A 24,916-nucleotide genomic window follows, 5' to 3' on the forward strand; every position below is an offset into this window, starting at 1 on the left:
ATCGTTGCGGCTTCGGGGGTGTCATGCTGCAATTGCAATCGGCGTTCGGCGTGTTCGCGCTGCTCATGCTCGCATGGGTGCTGGGTGAGAACCGCCGCGCGGTGTCGCTCAGGCAGGCCACCATCGGCCTTGTCGCCACATTTCTCACCGCCGTCATCCTGCTCAAGCTGCCGATCGTCGCGCACGCCTTCGGTGCCATCAACAACGCTGTCAACGTAATCTCGTCGGCGACGCGCGCCGGCACCTCCTTCGTGTTCGGCTATCTCGGCGGCGGCGTGCTGCCGTTCGATCCCAAGACGCCGGGGTCGGATTTCATCCTCGCGCTGCAGGCGCTGCCGATCGTGCTGGTCATGAGCGTTCTGACCACGCTGCTATTCTATTGGCGTGTGCTGCCGCCAATCGTGCGCGGCATGGCGTGGCTGTTGGAACGCACGCTCGGCGTCGGCGGTGCGGTCGGATTGTCGACCGCCGCCAATATCTTTCTCGGCATGGTCGAGACGCCCTTGTTCATCCGGCCGTATCTCGCCCAGCTTACGCGCAGCGAGCTGTTTCTGGTGATGACCGGCGGCATGGCGGGGATCGCCGGCACCGTGCTGGTGCTCTATGCCACGCTGCTGGCGCCGCTGATCCCGGACGCACCGGCGCATTTCGTCATCGCCTCGGTGCTCGGTGCGCCGGCGGCCATCGTGATCAGCCTGATCATGGTGCCCGAAACCGCCGACAGGCGGACCGGCGGCGCGCTGGAAAATCCCACCGCCACCGCCTCCGGCACCATGGACGCCATCGTCAGGGGCACGGTCGCGGGACTTGAGCTGCTGCTCAACATCGTCGCGCTGCTGCTGGTGCTGGTGGCGCTGGTCTATCTCACCAACGCCGCGCTCGGCCTGCTGCCGAATGTCGGCGGCGCCGCCATCACGCTGCAGCGCATGCTCGGCATCGTGATGGCGCCGGTGTGCTGGCTGATGGGCCTGCCGTGGGATCAGGCGATGACCGCAGGCAGCCTGATGGGCATCAAGACCATCCTCAACGAACTGATCGCCTATGTGGAGCTGTCAAAGCTGCCGCCCACCACATTCGATCCGCGCTCGCGGCTGATCATGCTTTATGCGCTGTGCGGTTTCGCCAATTTCGCCAGCCTCGGGATCATGATCGGCGGACTTGGCACGATGGCACCGGAGCGGCGCGACGAAATCGCCGCGCTCGGCCTCAAGTCGGTTGTCTCGGGGACGCTGACGACATGCCTGATCGGCGCCGTCGTCGGCGTGCTCAGCTAGCCGCCGTGAGCCCGCCTACGTAGGCGCTCTCAATCCGCGTAACGAACTGCAATATCCTTGAATTGATCGGTGATCTGAATAAAGGCATCGACGATATCCGGGTCGAAGTGCCTGCCCCTGCCCTCCACGACGATCGCGATCGCCTGGTCATGCGGCATGGCGTCCTTGTAGACACGGCTGGAGGTCAATGCGTCGTAAACATCGGCCACCGCCATCAGGCGCGCAGAGATGGGAATGGCGTGACCCTCCAGCCCGTTCGGATAACCGCTGCCGTCCCATTTTTCATGATGAAACAGCGCAATTTCCTTTGCGCAGGCGAGAAACTCAATCTTCGTCCCAAGTCGCTTTTCGGCATTTTCAATGGCGTTGTGGCCGAGCGTCGTATGGGTCTGCATGATCTTGAATTCGTCCGGGTCAAGCTTACCCGGCTTCAGCAGGATGCTGTCGGGAATGCCAACCTTACCGATGTCATGGAGCGGAGCATATTTGAAGAGCGTATCGATCTGATGATCGACCAGATAGTCGGCGAAGGAAGGGTGAAATTGCAATTGCCGAGCCAGCGCCCTGACATAATGCTGGGTGCGACGAATGTGGTTGCCGGTTTCGTTGTCGCGGGTCTCGGCCAGCGACGCCAGGATTTCGATGGTCACATCCTGCGTATCGAGAATCTTGCGGGTGCGTTTTTCAACTTCGATTTCGAGAAGCCCGTTCTGGTTCTTCAGGAAATCCTTCGCCGCCGTCAGGGCCGTTTGCGCCGAAAAATCCTTACGCAACAGGAATTCGCGCCACCAGCCGATGCCCGCCGCCAGAATGAAGGCGGTGACGACGTGATAGGACCAGTAGAAGAGCGTGCTCAGGTCTTTACCGGACGCCAGCAGCAGCGCGCATTCAAACATCAGGAGAATGATGAGTCCCGCCGCAAGCGCGTATCGGAACTGGACGCCAAGAATGACGAAGCAATAGAACTCAAGAAAGACGAAATTGAGGATGCCAACCCAGGAGCTGAGACCCATGCCGCCCTGGCTGTCGATTTCCAGCAGGACCCAAAACAGGCTGCAGGCGACCACCGCGATGAAGGCGCACATGACGAATTGCCAATGCCGTTTGGCCGTGGACGTAAAGGAATAGGCGATTCCAATGCCGAGGATCGGCAGGCACAGCTGAAGGCGATAGGTATTTGCGGATGCATTCTGGAACGCCAGATGGTCCACCAGAAAATCGCCGAAGATCAAAACCATACCGACGATGAGGCTGGCCTGCGCGTAGCGATAGTAAAAGGCGTGGTAATATCGAATAAAATTCAGTTCATATTCGGCGCCGGCAAACGCAAGTTTCGGGCGCAATGGCAATGCGCCTGATCGCTCGGCGTGATCGACAGTGCCGCGTCCTTCCGCACGCCAGGATATCGGGGAATCTAAAACTAACATCGGTGGGTCCTGGTTGTGGAAGTCGAAATCGAAGCGGTGGAACCGGCAGGGCGTCCGGCCCGGCCTCTCCGGAAATGGATGCGCATTCTGATTATCTTCCCATCAACTCCTTAAACCTCGGTGAAAGTTGACCCGCTAAGGCAACCAATTGGCGAAGTGAACCGCCAACGATCCGGCGCTCATCGTCGCCATCGCCGCGCCGGTCCGCGACAGAGCATCGAAGACGGTGTCGCCGCTCAGCTTCATCGACAACGTCGCGCTGCTATGCTGGAGAACGACAGTGACTAAATACCGGCTGCATTACTTCCCGGAGTCCGGCAACAGCTACAAGCTCGCGCTGATGCTGACGCTGTGCGCGCAGACTTTGAACTGGTGTGGACTGACTTCGGCGGCGGCGTCACCCGCACGCCGGAATGGCGCGCTGAGGTCAACGAGATGGGCGAAATTCCCGTGCTCGAAGATTTCGAAACGCGCCTGACCCAGACCGCGCCGATCCTGCTGACGCTGGCCGAACGCTATGGCTGCTTCGGCGGCAACAGCGATGAAGAGCGTTTCAAAATCCTGCGCTGGCTGTTCTGGGACAACCACAAGCTCACCAGCTTCATGGCGACTTATCGCTTCATGCGCGCCTTCATGCCGAATGCCGACCCGCAAGTGCTCAAGTTTCTGCGCAGCCGGCTCGACGGTTTCCTGGCGATCGTCGATGCGCATCTGCGGCATCGCGACTTCATGGTCGGCAACAAGCCGACGATCGCCGACCTGTCGATGATCGGCTATCTGTTCTTTCCCAAGGAAGAAACCGGCTACGATTTTGCAAGCACGCATCCGGCGGTGCAAGCGTGGCTCGGCCGTGTTGCGGAGCTACCCGGCTGGCGTGCGCCATACGATTTGATGCCCGGCCAGCGCCTGCCGCGGCACGTCTGAACGTGATGCGGCGCAACGACGACGTCAGCGCGTGATCTCAGTGGTCCTGAATTCCGCCGGCAGGATGATCTCAAGCAGTTCGCAATTATCGGAGTAATCGCGGATCAGGTGCTTGATTTTCGGCGGCTGTGTCCAGCAGCTGCCCTGCTGCATCAGCGTCTCGCCCTGCCCTTCGAGATAGGTCTTCACCCAGCCGTTCAGCACATAGACCATCTGAAATTCGATGTCGTGAAAATGCAGCTTGGAGACTTCGTCCGGATTGCAGGGACCAATCAGGCGGATCACATGTGCCTGCGCCAGGCCGTGGGTGGCGGCGGCGATGCCGAGGTCGCGATACCTGACGTAGGCGCGCAGGCCATTGGTCTGAAAATCGTCTTCGCGATAATGGCTGACGGCAACCCGCTGCTTCGAACGTCGCAGGGTTGATTTCGCAGCGGCGGCTTTGGCTTTCAGCGGCTTGCGCGACGCGCTTTTCGCGGACACCGCACGCGTGGATGCGCCCGGTTTTTTCGTCGTGGCGGTTCGCGCCGCGGTCTTGAGACTTGAAGCCTTTGACATCGCCTGCTTCGCCATTGCGAACCCCCTGTTGAACAACGCTGCGCCAATGCGCCTCGCGCCCTTCGCAGGAGGTTAGCCGCAGTTGATCACAGCGGTAATTCGCATCATGTCGCAACCGCCGAGCCACGGCCCCGGAATAGACCGAAGCGCGCGCAGCTGCGCTCGGGCCTTGCGCCGCAGCGTCAATGCAGCCGGAACACGCCGTCGATGGCGCGCAGTTCGGCCGGCTTGATCAGCTTGGAATGCGCGACGGTGACGGCGAACAAGGGGCCATCCAGCTTCTCCTCCCAGAACGCCAGAAAATCCTTCAGGGCCGGGAATTTCGGAAACAGGTCGTAATCCTGCCAGACGTAGCTCTGCAGCAAAGCGGGATGGTCGGGCATCCGGTACAGGATCTGCGCGGTCGTCAGTCCATAGCCGAGCACCTGCTTCCTGAAATCGTCAGAAACTGCACTTCGCGAACCCATTGCAACCTCCAAAGACAGAGCGCATTCGGCCTCAGTGGCTTCCGGTAGGACCTCGACGCTCTGCTCTCCTGTGACCGCAACGCCCGACCGCGAACCGGATTCCACTTCGCCCTGACGACGCGATGTCTGAAGTGTGACGCACACAACAACCCCATCACAAGCTTAAAAGTTTAACAATGCGTTGAAAGCCTCAATGTTAGCAATGACTTACCGCGAGTGCTAGCAGCCCTCTGGCGCCCCATTAACGGCGTTGGGGCAAATTGGCAGCCGTCATATTTGAGTGCCAAAAAAACTGCTAGAAGGCCTTGCCGAGCGGGAACGTTCGGCCTATGTCCGGAACAGTCGTGCTGGCACTTGTCGGCCTCGACTGCCAAAATTCCGAAATATCGAACTTTTACAGAAACTTAGGAGGACTGCATGAAATTCCGTCCGCTGCACGATCGCGTTGTAGTCAAGCGCATCGACGCTGAAGAGAAGTCCGCTGGCGGCATCATCATCCCGGATAGCGCCAAAGAGAAGCCCTCGCAGGGCGAGATCGTTTCCGTCGGTCCCGGCGGCCGCGACGAAGCCGGCAAGCTGATCCCGATCGACCTCAAGGTCGGCGAGCGCGTCCTGTTCGGCAAGTGGTCGGGCACCGAGGTCAAGATCGATGGCCAGGACCTGCTGATCATGAAGGAAAGCGACATCATGGGCGTGCTGACCGACATCGCCGCCCCCGCCGCCAAGAAGAAGGTCGCTTAATCAGCGCCTCCCGCCTTCTCCCCCTAATTTCCAAGGAAGCAAAACATGTCAGCTAAAGAAGTCAAATTCGGCGTTGATGCCCGCGACAAGATGCTGCGCGGCGTCGACATTCTCGCCAACGCCGTCAAGGTGACGCTCGGCCCCAAGGGCCGCAACGTCGTGCTCGACAAGTCGTTCGGCGCGCCCCGCATCACCAAGGACGGCGTCACCGTCGCCAAGGAAATCGAGCTTGAAGACAAGTTCGAGAACATGGGCGCTCAGATGGTCCGTGAAGTCGCGTCGAAGTCGGCCGATCTCGCCGGCGACGGCACCACCACCGCGACCGTGCTCGCCCAGGCGATCGTCCGTGAAGGCGCCAAGTCGGTTGCCGCCGGCATGAACCCGATGGATCTGAAGCGCGGCATCGACCTGGCTGTGGAAGCCGTGGTTGCCGACCTCGTCAAGAACTCCAAGAAGGTCACCTCGAACGAAGAGATCGCCCAGGTCGGCACCATCTCCGCCAACGGCGACAGCGAAATCGGCAAGTTCCTTGCCGACGCCATGAAGAAGGTCGGCAACGAGGGCGTCATCACGGTTGAAGAAGCCAAGTCGCTCGAGACCGAACTCGACGTCGTCGAAGGCATGCAGTTCGACCGCGGCTACATCTCGCCCTACTTCGTCACCAACGCCGACAAGATGCGCGTCGAATTCGATGACGCCTACATCCTGATCAACGAGAAGAAGCTCTCCAACCTCAACGAGATGCTGCCGCTGCTCGAAGCCGTCGTGCAGACCGGCAAGCCGCTCGTGATCGTCGCGGAAGACGTCGAAGGCGAAGCTCTCGCCACCCTCGTCGTCAACCGTCTGCGTGGCGGCCTGAAGGTTGCAGCCGTCAAGGCTCCGGGCTTCGGCGATCGCCGCAAGGCCATGCTGCAGGACATCGCGATCCTGACCGGCGGCCAGGCGATCTCGGAAGATCTCGGCATCAAGATGGAGAACGTCACGCTCGCCATGCTCGGTCGCGCCAAGAAGGTGATGATCGACAAGGAGAACACGACGATCGTCAACGGTTCCGGCAAGAAGGCCGACATCGAAGCCCGCGTGTCGCAGATCAAGGCGCAGATCGAAGAGACCACTTCGGACTACGACCGTGAGAAGCTGCAGGAGCGTCTCGCCAAGCTGGCCGGCGGCGTTGCCGTCATCCGCGTCGGCGGCGCGACCGAGATCGAAGTCAAGGAGCGCAAGGACCGCGTCGACGACGCGATGCATGCGACCCGCGCTGCGGTTGAGGAAGGCATCGTCCCCGGCGGCGGCGTCGCTCTGCTGCGCGCTTCGGAACAGCTGAAGAAGATCAAGACCGCGAACGACGACCAGAAGACCGGCGTTGAAATCGTGCGTCGCGCTCTCTCGGCCCCGGCTCGCCAGATCGCGCTCAATGCAGGCGAAGACGGCTCCGTCATCGTCGGCAAGGTGCTCGAGAACGCGACCTACGCGTTCGGCTTCGACTCGCAGACCGGCACCTACGGCGACATGCTCAAGAAGGGCATCATCGATCCGACCAAGGTGGTCCGTGCCGCGATCCAGAACGCAGCTTCGGTTGCGGGTCTCCTGATCACCACGGAAGCCATGGTCGCCGAACTGCCCAAGAAGGGCGGCGCCGGCGGCGGCATGCCCCCGGGCGGCGGCATGGGCGGCATGGACTTCTAAGTCCAAGCCAACCAGGCAACTGACAATTAAGAAAACCCCGGCAGCGATGCCGGGGTTTTTGTTTGTCGGTAGCCCGGATGGAGCGCAGCGCAATCCGGGAGCGGTGACCGCGACCTGTGAACCCGGATTTCGCTGCGCTTCATCCGGGCTACAGCTACAGCCCGGCATATTATTCGGCGCGCTCTCCGAAGCCGGCGCCATCGTTGCATCCATCGCCGGCCCAGTCTGCCGGCAACAGGCCTTTGCGGACATAATGGTGCAACGACGAATATGGCCAAGCCACCGGTGCCGTCACGAGGCCGTGCTTGACGGGATTGAAATGAATGTAGTTGGCACAGCGCTCGAAATCAGCGTCGTCGCGGACTGTGTGCTCCCAGAAGCGGGACTGCCACAACCGGTATTCGCCATGACGATTTCGCGGCACAGAGACGCCGGACGCAGCGACACAGCGCGTAAACCCGGCCTTGATGCTTTTCCAGCGTCCGGGGAAGTCGGCATCGCCTTCGGGCAATGTCAGAATCGCATGCAGATGATCGGGAAGGATCACGACGGCGTCGATGGCGAACGACTTGAGACTGCGGGCGTTGCGGAATGCGGCCCGGAGAATGCCGACATGATTAACCAAGGCCGATGATCGCCGGTCGGCCAGCGTCACCGTAAAGAAAAACGTCCCGCCAGGGATCAAGTTTCGCCGGTAGAGCACCATGACAGGAGCATATCCTGGATTTCGCAAAAGCGACAGAAAGGCGGCGTCGCGTCTTGTTAGTCGTCCGTAGCCCGGATGGAGCGAAGCGCAATCCGGGACCCGCGTGGACATAATTTGTGCGTCCCGGATTTCGCTTCGCTTCATCCGGGCTACGATCGAGCCTGCAAGCTCATCCACCACCAGCCTCACGCCAACAACGGCCGCGCGTCCTGCGGCTTCGGGGACGATTGCCACCGGTTCACGATCCAAAGCGCGACCCGCGCGCCGAGCAGGAGCGAGGTTCAATGGGCGGCAGCGGCGCAATGGCCCGCCACATCCGCCCATTCACCCCGCTCCCCGCGCCAGCCATAGTTTCGACCTGTTGCATTCAGTAATCATTCAACGCATTCCTTAGAGACTAGAGGCACGATTCCAGAACGCGCGGAGCCGCCATGACGTGGATGCTGAAATTCCTTGCTGTCGTGCTGGCCTTGATCGTGGCCTCGGAGAGCCCCTCGCGGGCCGCCCCCGCCGAACGGCGCATCGCGCTGGTGATCGGCAATGCCAACTATCAGGCCGGCGCGCTGCCGACGCCGGCCAATGATGCCGGCCTGATCGCGCAGACGCTGCAGGCCGCCGGCTTTGACGTCACCGGCGCGCGCGACCTCGACCAGGACACGCTGCGCCGCACCTTCCGGGAATTCCTCGACAAGGCCGCCTCGGCCGGACCTGACGCCGTCGCCTTCGTCTATCTCGGCGGTTACGGTCTGCAGCTCGAAGGCGAGAACTACTTCGCGCCGATCGACGCCAAAATCACCCGTGACGTCAATGTCTCGGCGGAAGCCATCCGACTGTCCGACTATATGGTGCCGCTGGCGGCGCTGAAGCTGAAGGCCAGCATGGTGGTGCTCGATCTGGCGCGCGCCAATCCCTTCGCCAGGACCGGCAATCCGCTGTCCGGCGGACTGGCGCTGGTCGATCCCGAGCCGGGCATGCTGGTGGCGTTCAACGCCGCGCCCGGCACCGTGGCGCCCGCCGAGCCCGGCCCCTATTCGGCCTATGCCCAGGCGCTGGCCGAGATGATGCGCGAAGGCGGCCTGAGCAGCGACGATCTGTTCAGCCGCATCCGGCTGCGCGTCAACGAGACCACCAAGGGCGCGCAGGTGCCGTGGAACGTGTCGAAGCTGCCGGCGCCGTTCTTCTTCTTCGAACGCGCCCCCGACGCGCCGCCGCCGACGGTGTCGCGCGAGCAGGCCATAATGGTGCGCTCCCGCCCGGTGCGCGATTTCAGCGCCCAGGAGGCCTATCTCGCCGCGGTCGATCGCGACACGCTGGAGGACTACGAAGCCTTTCTCGACGCCTATCCCCGCGATCCGATGGCACGGCGCGTGCGCGCCATCGTCGCCGCACGCCGCGAGGCGATCACCTGGCGCCGCACCCGCAACGTCAACACGCCGCCGGCCTACTGGTCCTATCTGCGGCGCTACCCGCGCGGCGCGCATTCCGACGATGCACGGCGCCGGCTGAGCTATCTCTCGGCGGCATACGATCCGCCGCCCAGTTTCACAGTGATGGCCTACGACATTCCGCCGCCGCCGCCGGAAGAAGTCATCTACATCCAGCGGCCGGTGCTGATGTTCGACGATCCGGATTTCGGTTTTGCGCCGCCCCCGCCGCCGCCGGTGTTCTTCCTGCCGCGACGCCCGGTCTATTTCGACGATCTGCCACCGCCGCCGCCGCCGGTCTACGCCTATGTCCTGCCGGTGCCGAACTATCAGCCGGTGCCGGTCTGGGTCCGGCCGCCGCGCGACATCGCGCCGCCGCCGAGCAACATCATCTACAACAACATCCACAACGCCGTGGTGATCAACAACACCACCCAAGCGGTGACGATCACCAATCCCGCCGGACAGGCTCAGGTCTTGACGCCGCCGGCAGCCCCGGTAGCGGCGGCCGCACAGGCGCCCGCTCCGGCCGGGTCGCCGGCCGCGCCGGTTGCGGCCGGCGTGCTCGCGGCCGGTGTTGCCGGTGTCGGCGCCGCGGCCTTGCTCGCGCCGTCGCTGCCACCGTCGGTCGCGACCAAGGCGGCGCTGGCCCCCAATCCGCCCCCGGCCCAGATGTTCAAACCGGCGCTGTCGGCACAACCGGTGCCGGCGCAGGCGCAGACGACACCCGCACCCGGCGCGACCACGCCGGACGGCAAGCCCGCGCCCGGCGCTGTGCCACCCACCGGTTCCAGGATGGCACCGGCCGGAGCAACGCCGCTATCCGGCGCCAATCCGGCCAATCCGCCCGGCGCGCCGGGCGTGCCCCCTGCCAATGGCAGGCCGGCGGCGCAGACCTTGCCGGGGGCCAACGGCCAGCCGCTTCCGCCCGCCCCTGGCGCGCCCGGTGCAACGCCGCCTGGCGCGAAAGCGGGCGGCCCGGCTCCGGCAACGCCGAATGGCAACGCCCCAAACACCGCGCTCCCCGGCGCCAACGGACAGCCGCTTCCGCCCGTCCCCGGCGCAGCGCCGGGCGCACGCCCCGTGCCGGGTGGACCGTCGCCTGCAACGCCACCGCCGCCCGGTGCAAACGGCCAGCCTCGCCCGGCCGCCGGTACACCTGCCGCAACGCCGGATGCCGCAAAACCGGGGTCGACCTTGCCCGGTGCCAACGGCCGTCCGCTGCCGCCCGTGCCCGGTTCGCCGCCGGCTCCGGCGGCGCCGGCAGGTGGCGCAAGACCCGGCCAGGCCGGAGCCCCGTCGCCTGTGACGCCTGCCGCTCCGCTGAACGCCGCAAGACCGGGATCGGCCTTGCCCGGCGCCAACGGCCAACCGCTGCCGCCGGCCGCTTCGCCGCCGGCTCCGGCGGCACCATCGGCCGCTCCAAAGCCTACCCCGCCCGCGGCGCCACCGGCTCCGCCGGCAGCCGCCCGCCCAATCGCGCCGCCTCCAGCGGCAGCGCGCCCGACACCGCCACCGCCACCGGCAACACGCCCAACGCCACCGCCTCCTCCGGCTGCGGCGCGACCGGCAGCACCGCCACCACCGCCCCCGGTTGCGGCGCGACCGTCGGCACCGCCACCGCCTGTGGTGCGACCACCGCCGCCAGCGCCCCCGGTTGCACGGCCTGCGCCGCCGCCACCACCCGTGGCAAGACCGGCACCACCGCCGCCTCCGGTGGCGCGACCTGCACCGCCTCCGCCGCCACCACCTCCCGTGGTGCGGCCGGCACCGCCGCCACCGCCACCTCCCGTGGCGCGGCCGGCACCGCCGCCTCCACCGGCTGCGGCCCGCCCGGCTTCGCCTGCCGGCAAGCCATGCACGCTGCCGAACGGCCAGCCATGCCCGCCTCCGCGGTGAGCCGCGACAGACCGATCGGAGCTGCCCGCATGGGCCTGTGAGTGCGGCGAGATCGACGACGAAACCCCGGCAGCGATGCCGGGGTTTTTTGTAGCCCGGCTGACAATCCGGGGCCGGCCCTCCCGCAGCCTCCGAATCCCGGATTTTGCTGCGCTTCATCCGGGCTAGCGGCTAATCCTCTCGCTCGCCAAAATGGCCGCTGTCATCGCCTCCGAGTCCGCCCAAATCGGCAGGCAACAGCCCCGCCCGGACATAGCGATGCAGCGATGAATAGGGCCATGCCGCCGGCGTCGAGACCAAGCCATGCTTGACCGGGCTATAGTCAATGTAGCTCGTGCAGCGCTCCAGATCCTGATCGTCCCGGATCGTGTGCTCCCAGAACCGCCGCTGCCACAGCAGATACTCGCCGCGATGATCGCGCGGCGGCGCCTCGCCAATGGCTACAACGCCGCGCGTAAACCAGGCCTTGATGCTCTTCCAACGTCCTGAATAATCGGCGTCGCTCGGCGGCAAGATCAGGATCGCATGGAGATGCTCGGGCAGAATCACGACGGCATCGATGGCAAACGGCTTGAGGTTCTTTGTGTTGCGAAACGCCATCTGTAGCAGTGCGATATGATCTGCCAGCACAGAGGAGCGCCGGTCGGCCAATGCAACCGTCAAGAAGAACGTCCCGCCCGGGATCCAGTTTCGGCGATAGTGTACCATCGCAAGTTTTCTGCTCCAGCTTGGTAATCCGTGACCTGGATGCAAATCGAGCTGGCCTGACCGTCACGTCTGGATCCCGTATTTCGCTTCGCTTCATCCGGGCTACGCGCCCGGGCCACCTAATCCATCAAATCATACTTCGCCTTCAGATGATCCGCGACCTGCACCAGTTTGGCGATCCACTCGGCGTGCTCCGGCACGTCATGGCCGAGTTGCACGGCCGGGCGCCAGCTGTCGCCGTCGCGCACGATGCTGACGATGGCGCCTTCCGGAGCCTCATGCGGCGTCATCTGACTGAGGATCGTTGCCTCGAGTTCGGCTGCTGATCTGGGTTCCTTCATCTGACCTCCAACGGCTGGACGAACCTTTCGCGACTTTAGCGCGGCTGACTCGTCGCAGCGAGTGCGACAGTAGATTTGAGTGCGGCGATATTACTTCCAGGCCATGTGGCTGTCATGACCCAACGCAAAGCGGTTGCATCAAAATTTACGTCTGAAGTCCGTGCCGGCCAAGACCGACCGCGACCATTGCAACTTTTTCCTGCCATGAAGCGTTCAGCAATGATTCATCCGCCAGCCGCAATAGAGGGCTGCGGCCGTTCGCGCCGAACGGCACCGGGTTTTAACTGAGGAGAACGCTCTTGAAGAAAATCGCCTTTGGATTCGCCGCGGCCATGGCCCTCGGCCTTGCATCGTTGGTCGCGCCGGCATCCGCTGCCACGCCCACGCCGACCGGGATCTCGAGCAGCACGGATATCTCGGCCGCGCGCTACATGCGTCGCACCGTGATTCGCCGCGGGCCGGTCTGCACCATGCGCACAGTGGTGCGCCGCGGGCCGATGGGCCGCCGCGTCGTCACCAAGACCCGCGTCTGCCGCTGACGGTTAGACGCCGGGCCTGCGATCCAGGCCCGGCGCCAGCGAAAAAAAAGCCCGACCGCTGATGACGCGGCCGGGCTGAAGTTTTCTGGAGTAGTCCTGACGATCGCCGCGACGCTCCCGTGTCGCGGCTATCGCGTAGTGAAGAAAACGCTAGTTGAAGTGGTAGTTGATGCCACCCTTGACGGTGTGGGTGGAGAGGCCGAGATCGGTGAAGCCGGTCGCGGCTTTGCCGTAGCGGCCGTTGCCGTAGTCGGCATACATGTATTCGCCCTTCACCGACCAGTTCCGTGCGACCATGTATTCGAGGCCACCGCCGATGGTCCAACCCGACAGGGTCTTGCTCTCGGAGGCGCTCGCGACGCCCGGGATGCTCAGCGACACCTGGTTGTTGGCCCAGGCATAGCCGCCCTTGGCGTAGAACAGCGCGGCTCCGGCGGTGATGCCGACGCGACCGGTGACGCTGCCGAAGGCGCGCACCTTGTCCTCGAAGATCAGGTTCGGCAGCAGGGCTTCACGATATTTGATCGCGCTGCCAGCGGCATCGACTTCGAGGCCCCACAGCCACATGCTGCCGGGGGTCTGCCAGTTATAGCCGATCGTGCCGCCGCCAAAGCCGCCGTTGATCTCGTTGGTGCTGACGGCGAAGCCGTCGAGGCGAACGCGATCCGACCAGCCGTAGCCGCCCATCACACCGGCGTAAAAGCCGGACCAGTTGTAGCCGACGGCGACCGGTGCCGGCGCCTTGGTATAGGAGCGCGGAGCCAGATCGGCCGCCGATGCGTTTGTGACGGCCAGAGCGAAGATGGCAGTGGTAGCAAGAAGAAGCTTGTTCATGGTGTTCCCCAGTGATCGAGTAGGTACGCGATCACTAGGTTATTCGCCCCGCCTGGGGCAATCCGACGCCACGATGATAGGCTTGACCGTGCGTCTCACGCGCGGCGGCGCGGTTTATTTGCCACACTACAAATGATCGGGTCGCGCTGCCTGCCGCTCAGTCCAGCTTGACGCCGGCGTCCGTCACCACCTTGCGCCAGCGCGTCACTTCGCTCGACACCATCTTGCCGAACGCCGCGCCGGAGACGTCCGGCACGTCGGACCCGTTGCGCTCCCAGGCGTCCTTGATCATGGGCGCCTGCAGTGCGGTGGCCAGCTCCTTCTTCATCCGATCGACGATCTCCGGCGGTGTGCCTTTCGGTGCGAACAGGCCGTACCAGGTTGCGACTTCGTAGCCCGGCAGGCCGGCTTCCTCGGCCGTCGGAATATCGGGGAACGCGGCGACGCGCTTGGGCGCGGCGATCGCCAGCGCGCGCAACTGCCCGCTCTTGATCTGCGGGGCCGAGGAACCGAGTCCGTCGAACACCACCGGGACGTGTCCGGCGATGAGGTCCTGCATCGCCGGCCCCGCGCCGCGATACGGCACGTGCAGCAGCTTGGTGCCCGTCAGGCTCTTGAACAGCTCACCGGCAAGGTGATGCGTGGTGCCGGCGCCGGCCGAACCGTAGTTCACCTTGTCGGGGTTGGCTTTCAGATAGGTGATGAATTCGGCCAGCGTCTTGGCCGCCACCTTTTCCGGGTTGACGACGATCACCTGCGGCGGGCGGGCGATCAGCGCCAGCGGGATGAAGTCCTTCTCGATGTCGTAATCGAGGTTGGGATACAGCGACGGCGCGATGGCGTGGTGCGCGGCGCCCATGAAGAAGGTGTAGCCGTCAGGCGCGGCCTTGGAGGCTAGCGAAGCGCCCACGGTGCCGCCGGCGCCGGCGCGGTTCTCGATCAGTACGCGCTTGCCTAGCTGGATGTCGAGTTGCTGCGCCAGCGGCCGCGCGAAGGCGTCAGTGCCGCCGCCGGCCGCGAACGGCACGATGAAGGTGACCGGTTTCTGCGGCCATTGCGCCTGGGCCTGCGACAGCGCGGCCAGGCCCGCCACGGCGGCGAACATCAAGGTGCGAACGGATTTCAGGATCACGGCGGTTCCTCCCGGTGCGGTGCCGCTCGTTGGCGGCGCCATGCATGTCACCGGATGCGAATATCCACATCCAGCGCATCGTTACCCGGGATTGTATTCAGGATGCCACGCGCCCAGCAAGTCATCCATTGGACCGAGCACGGCGAAAGACAGGGCCGCCGGTTCAGTTCAGGCTCGCGACCACGATCAGCCGCCTTACCTCGCCGTTGCGATAGGCCTTCAGGAAAGCAGCATAGTCCTTGAACGAGACACAGCCGTTGCTGTCGCCGTTGGGACCGAGCATGTAAGTGTGCGCCAGCAGGCCGGTGCGACCAAAGATCGCGGCTTCACCGCCGACCGGGGTCAGGCGAAGCGCCGCCACGCCATGAAACAGGGCTTCGCGCGGCTTCAGGTCGTAGACGTGCGGTGGAGTGGCACCGCGCATTTTTTCGCGGACGCCCGACGGATCGTCGAGCCGGCCGCCGAGGCCGGAATGCGCTTCCAGCCTGCTGCCGTCCGGCATGTAGACCTTCTTGGCCGAGATATCATAGACGGCAGTCTGGCGGTCGGACGAGGGGGCGGCGGCCACGGCGTCCTTGCCGTCGCTGGTGATGCCACCATCGGAGCCGGCGAAGGCGAGCTGGGTGCCGGTCGCCTTCTCGGGCGAGCCCACGCCGAACAATTTCTCGAACATCGTCGGGTTACGCGCCGCGCCACTGGCGAGTACGGCGGCCCGGGCGCGCGCCACCAGCGACTCATGCCCGGAGACGGCCGGCACCGGCGCCGTGCGCAATTCCGAGGGGCGCTGCGACGGCATGGGAATGCTGGCGACCAGCTGCTTCACGGTCGGCGCCGGCGAAACCACTTCCTTCGGCGAGGGAGCGGCCGTTGCGACCTGCGGCTCGACGGGCGCCGGGCGGGCAAAGCGTTCCGGCGGGGCGCCGAGCGAATAGGTGGGATCGAACCAGGCGACCTTGCGCTCGGCCTTGGTCGGTGCGGCCGGAGCCGCCGCCGTGATGACCGGCGAAAAGCGCTCGACAAAGGTTGTTTGGTCGAAGCGTTCGGCGAAGGATGATTGGGTTGCGGCATCGCCGAGATCGGCCGCCGCAGCGATTACAGGCACGTTGGCGCCCGAGAGTCGCGCCTGCAGCGACCAGGCGCCGCCGAGGGCGACCAGCGCCAGCGTGACACCGCTGAGAAAGCTGAGCGGGCGAATTTTTGCCTTGGATTTCCGGGAACGCTGGCCGCGGACGGCCGTGACTCCGTAGAAGGCAGCAGTTCGGGTGTTCATACGCAGGTCGTCCAGGGCAATTTCATAGGCTTCCCTGCGTGCATTGCCGGACCGAAGTCAGCAGACAGTCACCCGAGGTCGCAGCGTCATTAGGTCGAATTTTAGTTAAAGGCTTATGAAGTCTCGGCAGATCCTCGGCAGCGTCGTGCTCCGAAATCTCAAATTCCCGGAACCATTCACCGAATGCCGGACAATCCGGGCGGAGTCATGGCTGGACTGTAATAATCCGGACCGGATGGGTTCTGAAATCGGCTTTGAGGGTCGTCCACCACCCTGCCCGATCGATGATCAGGCTCCGCAGATCGGGGGCGCCGCGGGCCTGGGCGCGCGGTCGGGGGGCGGGACCGCATCAGATCGCGCGCGCCCGGCGAACTGCCGAAACGGAACTGCGCCGCGGGATCGGACCGCTCTTGGGAGAACGGTTGCTGGCAACGGATGCGATGCCACATCGATGCAGCGTCGCATCCGGGGAAAAGTGACGGCGACGTGCCTAGCCGTTCATCGACTGGACGCGGAACCTGGCCGGCGAGGCCCCGAAGCGGCGGCGGAAGCTGCGGTGAAAATACGACAGCTCGTTGAAGCCGCAACTGGTCGCGACATCGCTGATCTTGAGGCTGCAGTTGCGATCGTCGGTCAGCATGGTGCGTGCCTTGTCGAGACGGAGCTGCATGATACGGTCGGTGATGCTGAGGCCGGACCCCTGCAGCAGGTCCTGAACATAGCGCACCGAGAGCCCGAGCCGTTCTGCAACCGTGCGGGTCGAGAATTGCTGGTCGGCAAAGCCGTCATTGATCTGCGCCAGCACGCTGGCAATACGCGCGCCGCGCAGGCCTCCGACTTCCGCGACGTCCGCGCTTGCCGTCGTCTCGCGGTCGCTGTTCGCGGCAAAATGACTTGTTTCGAAATTTGAGTTTTCCATTCCAATGCCCGCCCCAATGAGTGTCATCGCGGGGATTAGTCGCCGGGAACATCGCAAAAGGTTCATCATCGGCGCGACTTTTATCGCGCGGCTGGCAATTCCAGTTCCGGCGGAAGCGATCGATCCAGCGGATCGCCGCGGGCACCCGCCAGCACATGGAGGTCGACATCCTCGATGACCAACGCACCGCGCTTGCGGGTCAGCGTGGCGATCTTCTCGATCTGGCTGAAACGCGCCTGCCATTCCGGCTGCTGCGCCGCATTCGCTTCGCCGACCAGCAGCAGCGGCCCCGCAAGCTGCGCGGGCGAAGGCTCCGGCATGTTGACCCAGCGAATCCGCTGACCTGACTGAACAACGCAGGTTCCCTCCGGCAGATAGAAACTAAGCCAGCCGACGGTGCCGTAATCGGGCGCCAGCACGCAGGTCGCGCCGGTGCGGAGGCGCGCCGCGTCGATCTCGCCGGCCAGTTCCTTGAAGCCGACGCCAATGCTGCGCACGCTGGCGTCGCGGCGATAGCCCGACAGCAGCCCGGTGTTGGCCTGCACCACCAAAGCGGTGAACATCACCACGCCGACGGGGCCTGCCCAGCGCAGGCAGAAATCCACCGTGCGGCGCTCGCGTGGCTGCCAGATCGCCAGATGCGCCGCAACCGCGGCCGCGATCGCGACCGACGGATAGACCGGCGCGAACCAGTTTGCCTCGACCCGGGCGTGGAAGGCGTGCCAGACGAAATACAGCACGATGGTCCACAGCGTTGCGCTGATCAGCAGCCGTGACGGCCACGCCCCGCCATCGCGCCGCATCAGCGCGTAGAGTCCCATCGCGCCGAGGATGAAGACCAGCGGTGAGGCGAACATGAATTGCGTCGGGATCAGTTCTGCCACATAGGCCGCACTGAAGCTGTCAATGCGGGCGCGTCCAAGTTGCTTGATGAACGACACCCACTGGTGGTCCGCGTTCCACAAGATCACCGGCGAGAACACCGCAAGCGCGACCAGCCCGCCGAGATAGGGCCATGGCGAGACCAGCCAGCGGCGCAGCTTCGGCACCGCGACCAGCCAGATGAGGATCGCCGGCCCGAAAAACATCGCGGTGTATTTCGACAGCAGGGCGGCACCGACCGCCAGGCCCACGCCAAGCCACCAGAGGCCGCGACCGGTCGCCAGCACCTTCGCCAGCGTCAGCAAGACGAAACTCGAGGCGACCAACAAGGGCGCGTCCGGCGTCACGATCATGGTGCCGACCGATACGATCATGGTGGCGTTGAGCAGCAGCACGGCGCTGGCGGCGATCCGCGTGCCGCCGAACAATAGCTCGGCCGTGCGGTACACCGCCCAGCTCATCGGCAAAGTCAGCAGCACGGACACCAGCCGCACGCCGAATTCGGTATTGCCGGCCAGCAGCGTGCCGAGCCGGATGACGATCGCGACCATCGGCGGATGGTCATAATAGCCGCCGGCGAGGTGCTTCGACCACATCCAGTAATAGGCTTCGTCGAAGGTCAGCGGCGTCCATGCCGCCGCGATCAGGCGCAGCAGCACGAGACCCGCGACCACCGCAGCCGTGCCACGCACCAGCCGCGTTTCCGCCGGCGTCATCTCACCATCACCGCTTGCGCCAGACGAACAGGCCCGACATGGCGTAATTCCACACCACGCCCATCAGCGCGCCGGCCGCCCCCGCCAGCCACCAGATCGGCTCCTGGTCATAGACCGAGAAGGCGACGCCGACATTGGCGAGGAGGCCGACCGAGCAGACGAGATAGAACAGCAGCAATCCGCGCAGGATGCCAAAGCCCTTCAGCCGCTGGTCGCGATAGGTCAGGAAATTGTTGAGCAGGAAGTTGCTGGTCATCGCCAGCAGCGCGCCGCAGGCCTGCGCTTCGGCAAATGGCAGCAGGAACACTTCGAGCGCGACATACAATGCGGCAAAATGCACGCACAGGCCGATCGAACCGACCAGCGCGAACAGCAAGAAGCGCAATGACACTACGTCGTTGGTGAGCTTGGCCAGCACCAGGCCAAGGAAGTCCAGGGCGACCATCGAATCCAGCTTGCTCTCGCCATGCAGCCGCGAGCCGAAGGTGTAGGGCACCTCGATGATCCGCAGATCGCCGCGCGCCGTCGCTACCACGTCGAGCAGGATCTTGAAGCCTTGGATCGAGAGCTGCGGCGCCAGTTGTTCGAAACGATCGCGGCGGATCATGAAGAAGCCGCTCATCGGGTCGGCGATCTTGACGCGCAGCACGCGCTGCGCCACGGCGGTGGCGAACTTGCTGGCGCCGAGCCGCTGGCTGTTGAAACTGTCGGCGCTGCCGCCGTCGATGTAACGGCTGCCGATCACCAGTTCGGCGGCACCCGATTCGATCAGGCCGAGCATTTTCGGCAGTTGCGTTTCGTCATGCTGCAGGTCGCCGTCGATCACGGCCGCGCAGGGCGCGCTGGAAGCCAGCATGCCCTCGATGCAGGCGCCGGACAGGCCGCGGCGGCCGATCCGCCGGATGCAGCGAACGCGCGGATCGCGCTGCGACAGCCCGCGCACCACGTCGGCGGTGCCGTCCGGCGAGTTGTCATCGACGAAGATGACCTCCCAGGCGATGCCGGCCAGCGCAACGCCGAGGCGCTGCACCAGCACCGCGACATTGCCGCTCTCGTTGAAGGTGGGAACGATGACGGACAGCTGCAGCGGAGCCCCCGCCTGCAGGAGCTGTCCGGGTTCCGGTCTGATGGCTTCATTCATAACACAGCCTATATCCGCCACGCCGGACCGTGCCAAGGCGAGGACGAGATAGCGCACCGGAACTTGATGCAGGTCAGGCCGAATGAAGGGAGGTGGGGAAGGCTAAAAACTAGCCCAGAAATGCCAACGACCCCGAACAACATGGTGCGCGTACATCCGGCGCTACCGAGCTATCCTAGGGTCGTCCCAGCGCCGGAGGCTTGTTAAAGCATCGACGTCGCCGTTAAAAACAAGATAGGGGTTGGTGGGGCATTGCGCAAGGGGCAATCGACGTGGCAAAAAAAACAGCGAAAAAGCCAGCAAAATCAGAGACCAAGACGAAGACCGAACCTAAGACTCCCGGCAAGAGCGCCTTGAAGCGCAGTCCGAACGTCGTCCCCCCGGCCACGGCTGGAGCCAAGACCGCAGCTAAGTCAGCGGTCAAGTCGGCCGGCAAGGCCGGCACCATCCGCATCGGCATCGGCGGCTGGACCTTCGCGCCGTGGCGCGGCGTGTTCTACCCGGAGAAGCTGACCCAGGCCAAGGAGCTCAGTTACGCCGCCTCGAAACTTACCTCGATCGAGATCAACGGCACCTTTTACGGCTCGCAGAAGCCGGAGAGCTTTCGCAAATGGGCAAGCGAAGTGCCGGATGATTTCGTATTCTCGCTGAAGGGGCCGCGCTTCGCCACCAATCGCCGCGTGCTCGCCGAGGCCGGCGAAAGCGTGCAGCGGTTCTACGATTCCGGCGTGCTCGAGCTCGGTGACAAGCTCGGCCCGGTGCTCTGGCAATTCGCGCCGACCAAGAAGTTCGATCCGAGCGACTTCGGCGCCTTCCTCGACCTGCTGCCGCGCCAGATCGACGGCCGCCGTCTGCGCCGTGTCGTCGAGGTCCGGCACGACAGTTTTTGCGTACCGGAATTCATTGCGCTGCTGCGCCAGTTCAACACCCCGGTCGTGTTCTCCGAACACGCCACCTACCCCGCCATCGCCGATGTCACCGGTGACTTCGTCTATTCGAGACTGCAAAAGGGCGATGACAGCATCGAAACCTGCTATCCGCCGAAGGCTCTCGATGCCTGGGCGAAGCGTCTGGAGACCTGGGCCTCCGGCGGCGAGCCGACCGACCTGCCCCGGATCACCGACGCCACGCCAAAGAAACAGCCGCGCGACGTCTTCACCTATGTGATCCACGAGGCCAAAGTCCGCGCCCCCGCCGGCGCCATGGCGCTGATCGACCGGCTGACCTGACGCGCCCGATTCGGATATTTTTACCGACGTTCCTGCATCGTTCGCATGGCGGCGGTAGACGCCTCACTTGTCCACAGCTTTAATAACCTCTGGTTGCATTTTTGTGGCGTGGGGTACGGTGGATGTTCCGGAGAGCAACGTTATGCGCCGTCGGCGTCTGCGTTGCTGCCCTGAGCCTTTGCGTGCCGAGAATTTCCGCGCAGGAGGCCGCCGACAACGACGATGAGGAAGAGATCGAGTTGGCCGAGCCAAGCAAGCCGGCCTGGCAAAGCTTTCTTGCCCCCGTGCTGTCCGGCACAAGCCGGCTCGATTTCCTGACCGGCGGGATGCCGGACCGGCTGATCTACTTCGCCGGCTTCGATATCTGGCGCAACGGCCTGGGTGGGTTTGCCGGTTTCCAATGGGCGCCGATGGGCATCCACAGAGACGGCTTCATCCTGCGGGCGGCCTTGTCGGACAATCTCGATCGCTACACCACACCGACACAGCGTTACGTGACCGAGATCACGCGCGGCTCGCTGATGGCCGGCCTGAAATTTAGCGGCAACCACGCCGATGTTCAATTCCTCGTCGGTTATGAAGTCCAGGCCGACTTCCTGCTAGTCAATGGCCGCCTGGCGACACCCCGCGCCCGCCTCGGCACGCGCTTCACCACCGACGTCTGGTGGGAGCCGACGACCTTGCTGATGCTTCAAGGCTCGCTGTCCGGCTCGTCGATCGACGACGCCATCAGCGCGCGGGCCGCGGCCGGATGGCGGCTGTTCGACCGGTTCTGGATCGGGCCGGAAGCGGCACGATCGCGCGATCATTACAGCCGGCAAACCCGCATCGGCGCGCATCTCACGGGACTGCGCACCGGTGACTATGAATGGACGATCGCGGCCGGTCACATCGCGGACAGTTTTCAGCGCGACGGCGTCTATGCGCGGATCTCCCTGCTGCTGCGCCCGCCGCGGGCGCTGCTGCACGAGAACTGATCAGGCCGGCCACTGAAAGACCTAGCCCTTGGCGTCGCACGCCCAGGCGCGGATGACGCATTCCTTGCCGCCGAACTCGTAGCACTTCTTGGTGGCCGCATTGAGCGAAGCCGAGATCTTCGGCGCCACCGCATAGGCATGCGCGCCGCAGGGATTTGCCATGTCGACGGCAAACGCCGCACAGGCCCGGCTCATGTTGACGGTGGTACAATCGCCTTTGCACTGCTTTTTCGCGGCAGCCGTGGCCGCGGCCTGGCCGGCAAAATCGAAGGCCTGACCATAGGCGCCACATTGGCCGACGGCGAGCGCACCCGCGGCGAATGAGGCCTGCGGCGTCAGCATGACCATGATAGCAGCGACAAAAAACGCGCGAAACCGCGCAGCCCGATACGACAAATATCCCTCCCCCGAGGTTCAATATCGCTACAAGCTACACAACAGGCGTTTCAACTTGGTGAACGGATCGCCAATGCCGATCAGCCGCGCCGCGCGTCGGCCAATGCCTGCGGCGTGTCGATATCGAGGAAGGCGCCATGGCCCTCGACCGGCACTTCAGCCACGACCTCCGCATGCTTCATGATCAGATGGCGCGCGCCGATGTCGCCATCCAGCGTCATCAGCTCGGCAAAGAAGCGGCGCGACCACAGCACCGGATTGCCGCGGCGCCCCTCGTTGACCGGCACCGCGATCAGATGGCCCTGGTCGGGCGCGAAGGCCTCGATCAGCCGGTCGATCAGGCGGGTGTCGATCAGCGGCATGTCGCCCAGGCAGATCACGGCGCCGTCGGCATCCGCCGGAAGCGCGGCGATACCAGCTTTCACCGAACTGGCGAGGCCTTCGGCGAAATCCGGATTGTGCACGAACTTGACCGTGAGCCCGGCCAGCGCCGTCTCGACCTCTGAGGCCTGATGGCCGGTCACCACCGTGACGCTGCTGGCCTTCGAAGCCGCCACCTGCTCGGCGACGATCCGCACCAGCGTCTTGCCATTCAGTTCGGCCAGCAGCTTGTTGGGTCCGCCCATCCGGGTCGAGCGGCCGGCGGCCAGAACGATGGCGGCGACGTTGCGGCTGCCGTCGCTGCTCACCGGCAGGCGCGGCTGCGGCCGGGTGATGATTTCCATCAGCAATCCTCCCACGCCCATGCCGGTCAGATCGGCGCGCGTCACCGGGATGCCGGCAAGCAGCCGCATCAGCACCCAGTCGAACCCGTTCTCCACCGGCGAACGCGCGCAGCCCGGCGCGCCCAGCACCGGCACGGCGCCGATCCTGCCGATCAGCAGGAGATTTCCGGGATCGACCGGCATGCCGAAATGCTCGATCGCGCCGCCGACCCGCTCGATCGCGACCGGGATCACATCGCGACGGTCGGCGATGGCGGAGGCGCCGAACACGATCACCAGTTCGGCGCCAAGGCCGAGCAGTTCCTGAATCGAATTTGCCAGCAAACGCTTATCGTGCGCGACACGGCGCTCGGCGACGATCTTGGCGCCGGCCGGCGCGAGGCGCTCAGCGGTGACGCGCAGGGTCTTGTCGATGACCTTGGGCGATAGGCCGGGTAGCAGCGTCGAAACCACGCCGACCTTGTGGACCGTGTAGGGCGCGACCCGCAACGCGCCGCCCGACGCCGCCTTCACGGCGGCGTCACGCAACGCGCCGGCGGTGCCGAAGGGAATCAGCTTCACCGTGGCGATCATCTCGCCTTCCACGACCGGCTTGTAAGCGGCGAGCGTGGCAAACGTGATCGCCTCGTCAACGGCGTTGATGCGGTCGACGATGGCACGGTCGACAACCAGCACGCCGGCATGTTCGGCGAACAGATTGGCGCGGCCGGTAAAGGCGCGCTCGACATGGACGCCCTCGCCCGCCACCGCCTGCGCGACGGAGGCAGCCGCTGTGTCCTCGGAGACATCGCCGTCCTCCAATCGCACGACGACGACTTCGCTGACGCCGGCGCGCTTCAGCGCAGCGACCTCAACGGGACCGACGGTGGTGCCTTTCTTGAGGACAAGGTCGCCTTGCCGCAACGTATGGACCGTAACGCCGCCCAGGGCCTCATCCGGGCTGGCCGGCCCGAACTTCACGCCGCGCTCGTTTGAGGGGAATCCGTTGGATTCCCCTTCGGCAGCCGCAGTTCGGCAGTGATTTCGGCCATGATCGCGACCGCAATCTCCGATGGCGACACCGCGCCGATGTTGAGGCCGATCGGCGCCTTGATGCGCGCAAAGTCGGCCTCCGACACGCCCTGCGCCTTCAGGCGGTCGCCGCGCTTGGCATGCGTCTTTCGCGAGCCGAGCGCGCCGATATAAAAGCAATTGCGCTCGAATGCGTGCAGCAGCGCGGGATCGTCGATCTTCGGATCGTGGGTGACGGCGACGAACGCGGTGTAGTGATCGACGTTGAGCGGCGGCAGCGCCACGTCCGGCCATTCCGCCACCAGCGACACGTCCGGAAAGCGCTCCGGGCTGGCGAACGCCGTGCGCGGGTCGATCACGGTGACATCGTAATCCAGCGACCGCGCCAGCGGCGCCAAAGCCTGGCTGATATGGACGGCGCCGATGATGATCAGCCGCGCGGTCGGCGCGTAGACGTTGAGGAACAGCTTCTTGCCGTCCACCTCCACCATCGCACTCTTGCCCATGCGCAATTGCTTGTCGAGTTCGGCATGCAGCGGATCGGCGGCGAAGTCGGCCGCCTTCACCAGCCGCTGGTCGCCATTGGCGACATCGGTAATCACCATCACCGGGCGGCGCGCGGCGCGCTCGGCGTTGACGGCACTTAAGGTCTCGAGCTTCACGACTGGCCGACTTTCTCGACGAACACCCGGATCGTGCCGCCGCAGGACAGGCCGACATTCCAGGCCGTCTCGTCGGCGACGCCGAATTCCAGCAGCTTGGGCGCGCCGGAGGCGATCACGTCGAGCGCTTCCGTCACGACGGCGCCCTCGACGCAGCCGCCGGACACCGAGCCCAGAAACGTGCCGTCATCGTTGATCACCAGACTGGATCCGGCCGGGCGCGGCGCGGAGCCCCAGGTCTCGACCACAGTGGCCAGCGCTACGCCGTGGCCCGCCTTCTGCCAGGCCTCTGCGGCCTGCAAAATGTCTTCGTCGCGGTTGAGCATGG

23 protein-coding genes and 1 pseudogene are annotated in these 24,916 nt (G+C 64.7%); 8 read left to right on the plus strand and 16 right to left on the minus strand.

Features of this window, described 5'->3' with window-relative positions:
* Positions 1 to 23 precede the first annotated feature (23 nt).
* The gene (locus tag FNL56_RS18970; protein WP_143574541.1) at positions 24 to 1,274 is read left to right on the plus strand and encodes a NupC/NupG family nucleoside CNT transporter; all 1,251 of its coding nucleotides are present in this window, start codon (positions 24 to 26) and stop codon (positions 1,272 to 1,274) included.
* A 29-nt stretch (positions 1,275 to 1,303) separates the two neighbouring features.
* On the opposite strand, the gene FNL56_RS28045 is transcribed toward FNL56_RS18970, so the two are convergent.
* The gene (locus FNL56_RS28045; protein WP_210245409.1) at positions 1,304 to 2,701 is read right to left on the minus strand and encodes an HD-GYP domain-containing protein; all 1,398 of its coding nucleotides are present in this window, start codon (positions 2,699 to 2,701) and stop codon (positions 1,304 to 1,306) included.
* Positions 2,702 to 2,981: 280 nt separating this feature from the next.
* Between FNL56_RS28045 and FNL56_RS18980 the strand changes: the two are divergent.
* A pseudogene (locus FNL56_RS18980) lies at positions 2,982 to 3,625 on the plus strand (glutathione S-transferase family protein).
* Positions 3,626 to 3,649: 24 nt separating this feature from the next.
* Here the strand turns inward: FNL56_RS18980 and FNL56_RS18985 are convergent.
* Complete coding sequence (locus tag FNL56_RS18985) at positions 3,650 to 4,183, minus strand: cupin domain-containing protein (protein ID WP_143578118.1); 534 nt, start codon at positions 4,181 to 4,183, stop codon at positions 3,650 to 3,652.
* Positions 4,184 to 4,365: 182 nt separating this feature from the next.
* The gene (locus FNL56_RS18990; protein WP_143574543.1) at positions 4,366 to 4,650 is read right to left on the minus strand and encodes an usg protein; all 285 of its coding nucleotides are present in this window, start codon (positions 4,648 to 4,650) and stop codon (positions 4,366 to 4,368) included.
* A 417-nt stretch (positions 4,651 to 5,067) separates the two neighbouring features.
* Between FNL56_RS18990 and FNL56_RS18995 the strand changes: the two genes are divergently transcribed.
* A complete protein-coding gene (locus tag FNL56_RS18995) occupies positions 5,068 to 5,391 on the plus strand; it encodes a co-chaperone GroES (protein ID WP_143574544.1) in 324 nt (107 codons plus the stop codon).
* A gap of 45 nt (positions 5,392 to 5,436) precedes the next feature.
* Positions 5,437 to 7,077, plus strand: coding sequence for a chaperonin GroEL (gene groL, locus FNL56_RS19000; protein WP_143574545.1), 1,641 nt, complete (start codon positions 5,437 to 5,439; stop codon positions 7,075 to 7,077).
* A gap of 169 nt (positions 7,078 to 7,246) precedes the next feature.
* On the opposite strand, the gene FNL56_RS19005 is transcribed toward groL, so the two are convergent.
* Positions 7,247 to 7,783, minus strand: coding sequence for an REP-associated tyrosine transposase (locus tag FNL56_RS19005; RefSeq protein WP_143582560.1), 537 nt, complete (start codon positions 7,781 to 7,783; stop codon positions 7,247 to 7,249).
* A gap of 431 nt (positions 7,784 to 8,214) precedes the next feature.
* On the opposite strand from FNL56_RS19005, the gene FNL56_RS19010 reads away from it, so the two are divergent.
* Positions 8,215 to 11,106 (plus strand): caspase family protein, encoded by a 2,892-nt coding sequence (locus FNL56_RS19010; protein ID WP_143574546.1) that lies wholly within the window; start codon positions 8,215 to 8,217, stop codon positions 11,104 to 11,106.
* A gap of 171 nt (positions 11,107 to 11,277) precedes the next feature.
* Here FNL56_RS19010 and FNL56_RS19015 read toward each other — a convergent pair whose 3' ends face one another.
* Together FNL56_RS19015 and FNL56_RS19020 are read right to left on the minus strand one after the other, a co-directional pair.
* The gene (locus FNL56_RS19015) at positions 11,278 to 11,814 is read right to left on the minus strand and encodes an REP-associated tyrosine transposase (protein ID WP_143582238.1); all 537 of its coding nucleotides are present in this window, start codon (positions 11,812 to 11,814) and stop codon (positions 11,278 to 11,280) included.
* Between the two features lie 119 nt (positions 11,815 to 11,933).
* Positions 11,934 to 12,155, minus strand: a complete 222-nt coding sequence (locus FNL56_RS19020; RefSeq protein ID WP_143574548.1) for a hypothetical protein — start codon at positions 12,153 to 12,155, stop codon at positions 11,934 to 11,936.
* A 299-nt stretch (positions 12,156 to 12,454) separates the two neighbouring features.
* Between FNL56_RS19020 and FNL56_RS19025 the strand changes: the two genes are divergently transcribed.
* Positions 12,455 to 12,694, plus strand: coding sequence for a hypothetical protein (locus tag FNL56_RS19025; protein WP_143574549.1), 240 nt, complete (start codon positions 12,455 to 12,457; stop codon positions 12,692 to 12,694).
* Between the two features lie 150 nt (positions 12,695 to 12,844).
* Here FNL56_RS19025 and FNL56_RS19030 read toward each other — a convergent pair whose 3' ends face one another.
* The 6 genes from FNL56_RS19030 to FNL56_RS19055 form a co-directional block, all read right to left on the minus strand.
* Positions 12,845 to 13,528: an outer membrane protein gene (locus tag FNL56_RS19030; RefSeq protein ID WP_143582239.1), complete on the minus strand. Its 684-nt coding sequence runs from the start codon at positions 13,526 to 13,528 to the stop codon at positions 12,845 to 12,847.
* A 157-nt stretch (positions 13,529 to 13,685) separates the two neighbouring features.
* Positions 13,686 to 14,660, minus strand: coding sequence for a Bug family tripartite tricarboxylate transporter substrate binding protein (locus tag FNL56_RS19035; RefSeq protein ID WP_246661592.1), 975 nt, complete (start codon positions 14,658 to 14,660; stop codon positions 13,686 to 13,688).
* Positions 14,661 to 14,823: 163 nt separating this feature from the next.
* Positions 14,824 to 15,930 (minus strand): tlde1 domain-containing protein, encoded by a 1,107-nt coding sequence (locus FNL56_RS19040; protein ID WP_143574551.1) that lies wholly within the window; start codon positions 15,928 to 15,930, stop codon positions 14,824 to 14,826.
* 490 nt (positions 15,931 to 16,420) lie between these two features.
* The gene (locus FNL56_RS19045) at positions 16,421 to 16,849 is read right to left on the minus strand and encodes a helix-turn-helix domain-containing protein (protein ID WP_168202966.1); all 429 of its coding nucleotides are present in this window, start codon (positions 16,847 to 16,849) and stop codon (positions 16,421 to 16,423) included.
* An 80-nt stretch (positions 16,850 to 16,929) separates the two neighbouring features.
* A complete protein-coding gene (locus FNL56_RS19050; protein WP_143582240.1) occupies positions 16,930 to 18,447 on the minus strand; it encodes a glycosyltransferase family 39 protein in 1,518 nt (505 codons plus the stop codon).
* A 7-nt stretch (positions 18,448 to 18,454) separates the two neighbouring features.
* Positions 18,455 to 19,588: a glycosyltransferase gene (locus tag FNL56_RS19055; RefSeq protein ID WP_143574554.1), complete on the minus strand. Its 1,134-nt coding sequence runs from the start codon at positions 19,586 to 19,588 to the stop codon at positions 18,455 to 18,457.
* A 446-nt stretch (positions 19,589 to 20,034) separates the two neighbouring features.
* Here FNL56_RS19055 and FNL56_RS19060 point away from each other — a divergent pair, with 446 nt between their 5' ends.
* Positions 20,035 to 20,817, plus strand: coding sequence for a DUF72 domain-containing protein (locus FNL56_RS19060; RefSeq protein ID WP_168204712.1), 783 nt, complete (start codon positions 20,035 to 20,037; stop codon positions 20,815 to 20,817).
* Positions 20,818 to 20,999: 182 nt separating this feature from the next.
* On the plus strand, positions 21,000 to 21,794 hold the full coding sequence (gene bcsS, locus FNL56_RS19065) for a cellulose biosynthesis protein BcsS (protein WP_168202967.1): 795 nt from the start codon (positions 21,000 to 21,002) through the stop codon (positions 21,792 to 21,794).
* A 21-nt stretch (positions 21,795 to 21,815) separates the two neighbouring features.
* Here bcsS and FNL56_RS19070 read toward each other — a convergent pair whose 3' ends face one another.
* The 4 genes from FNL56_RS19070 to FNL56_RS19085 form a co-directional block, all read right to left on the minus strand.
* Positions 21,816 to 22,142 (minus strand): DUF4189 domain-containing protein, encoded by a 327-nt coding sequence (locus FNL56_RS19070; protein ID WP_143576262.1) that lies wholly within the window; start codon positions 22,140 to 22,142, stop codon positions 21,816 to 21,818.
* Positions 22,143 to 22,270: 128 nt separating this feature from the next.
* Complete coding sequence (locus FNL56_RS19075) at positions 22,271 to 23,875, minus strand: NTP transferase domain-containing protein (RefSeq protein ID WP_143578120.1); 1,605 nt, start codon at positions 23,873 to 23,875, stop codon at positions 22,271 to 22,273.
* Complete coding sequence (locus FNL56_RS19080) at positions 23,872 to 24,588, minus strand: XdhC family protein (RefSeq protein WP_143574557.1); 717 nt, start codon at positions 24,586 to 24,588, stop codon at positions 23,872 to 23,874. Before FNL56_RS19080 ends, FNL56_RS19075 begins: the two co-directional genes overlap by 4 nt.
* Positions 24,585 to 24,914, minus strand: coding sequence for an XdhC family protein (locus tag FNL56_RS19085; RefSeq protein ID WP_143574558.1), 330 nt, complete (start codon positions 24,912 to 24,914; stop codon positions 24,585 to 24,587). The genes FNL56_RS19080 and FNL56_RS19085 overlap by 4 nt, the downstream gene beginning before the upstream one ends.
* Between the last annotated feature and the right edge of the window lie 2 nt (positions 24,915 to 24,916).

This window comes from Tardiphaga sp. vice304 (assembly GCF_007018905.1).
Taxonomy (GTDB): Bacteria; Pseudomonadota; Alphaproteobacteria; order Rhizobiales; family Xanthobacteraceae; genus Tardiphaga.